Source organism: Aeromonas cavernicola (genome assembly GCF_002795305.1).
In the GTDB taxonomy this organism is placed as follows: Bacteria; Pseudomonadota; Gammaproteobacteria; order Enterobacterales; family Aeromonadaceae; genus Aeromonas; species Aeromonas cavernicola.
Genome location: NZ_PGGC01000233.1, coordinates 1 through 1,503 on the forward strand (window position 1 = coordinate 1; position 1,503 = coordinate 1,503).

General features: G+C 61.1%; 2 protein-coding genes. Both read left to right on the forward strand.

Translation table 11 applies throughout. The annotated features are described in order from the left end of the window. The first annotated feature begins 35 nt into the window (after window positions 1-35). Complete coding sequence (gene xerC / locus CUC53_RS18125; protein WP_100295393.1) at window positions 36-1,001, forward strand: tyrosine recombinase XerC; 966 nt, start codon at window positions 36-38, stop codon at window positions 999-1,001. 109 nt (window positions 1,002-1,110) lie between these two features. Next, the coding region (locus CUC53_RS18130) for an HAD family hydrolase (protein ID WP_476692218.1) at window positions 1,111-1,503 on the forward strand (393 nt) is incomplete at its 3' end.

The window sequence follows — 1,503 nt, forward strand, 5'->3', positions numbered from 1 at the left end:
TCGCTTGCTACAACAGCGGTTACCCGTGTTGGCCCATGGCTAAGGTGCCAGCAAAGACCTCCGCCCCCCCTGAGCCGCTGCCGTCTCAGCTGCTGGCCCCCCTGCAGGGATTCATCGAATACCTGCGGGTGGAGCGTCAACTCAGCCCCCATACCCGCAACAACTATCAAGCCCACCTCGCAGCGATGACTGCCGAGCTGGTAAGACTAGGGCTCGATGATTGGTCACGGCTTGAGGCAAGCCAAGTGCGCAGCTTGGTGACGCGGATGCACAAAGAGGGGTTGGCGCCCCGCTCGCTGGCGACCAAGGTCTCTGCGCTACGCAGCTTTTGTGACTGGCAGGTGCGGCAAGGGCAGCTGGTGGCCAACCCCGCCCGCGGGATCGTGACCCCGAAGCAGGGGCGGCCCTTGCCAAAAAATCTTGATGTCGACCAGATGCACCAGTTACTCAATATCACCGACCAGCAAGATCCGCTGGCGGTGCGTGATCGCGCGATCATGGAGCTGATGTACTCCTCTGGGCTGCGCCTAGCCGAGTTGGTGGGGCTTAATTTGGTGGATGTGAAACTGGACGAGCGCCAACTGAAAGTGATGGGCAAAGGCTCGCGGGAGCGGGTGCTGCCAATCGGCCGAATGGCGGTCGAGTGGCTGCACAAATGGCTTAATGTGCGGCCACTGCTGGCCGGTGATGAAGCCGAGGCGCTGTTTGTCTCCAGCCGGAAACGGCGCTTATCGACCCGTTCGGTACAAGCTCGGCTCGATGGCTGGGGCAACAAACAGGCGCTCAATGCCCATGTGCATCCCCATAAGCTGCGCCACAGCTTCGCCACCCATATGCTGGAATCGTCCGGCGACCTGCGGGCGGTGCAAGAGCTGCTCGGTCATGCTGATCTCGCCACCACTCAGATCTACACGCACCTCGATTTTCAACATCTGGCCAAGGTATATGACAACGCCCATCCGCGGGCGAAGCGGGATGCCACATCCTCAGAAGATGAGTAAACCCACCTGCAGCAATGCCAAGCGGGTGCCAGCTAAACGAGCCTGACCAGCGTGTGGGCCATTGGCGCAGCTAGGTCGGATCAGGTGCTGACTACCACAAGGAGAGGCTATGCAGTTCTACCGTCGTTGGCAGCCCGTCGCCGCCATCTCATTTGACCTCGATGACACCCTCTACGATAACCATCCCGCCATTGTGCGAGCGGAACAGTGGATGCTGGATCACCTGCGCAGCGAATATCTGGCTACCGCCATGCTCGACCAACCGCGCTGGCTGGCATGTAAGCGCACCGCCCTGCAGCAGCAACCGGACTGGCAGCACGATGTGAGCCTGACGCGCCAACTCGCGATCCAGCTCGCCATGATGGCAGGAGGCATGGCCGAGCCCCGTGCTAAGCAGGAGGCGCAACGCGTTTTTGCCGGTTTTTTAGCTGAACGCTCACGGGTCGAGGTGAGCGAGGCCACCCATGGGTTGCTGGCCGCCTTGGCCCAGCGTTATCCACTG

Bases quoted from the DNA above. Each gene is read 5' to 3' on its own strand.
- xerC (WP_100295393.1), top strand. From the start codon at position 36: ATGGCTAAGGTGCCAGCAAAGACCTCCGCCCCCCCTGAGCCGCTGCCG.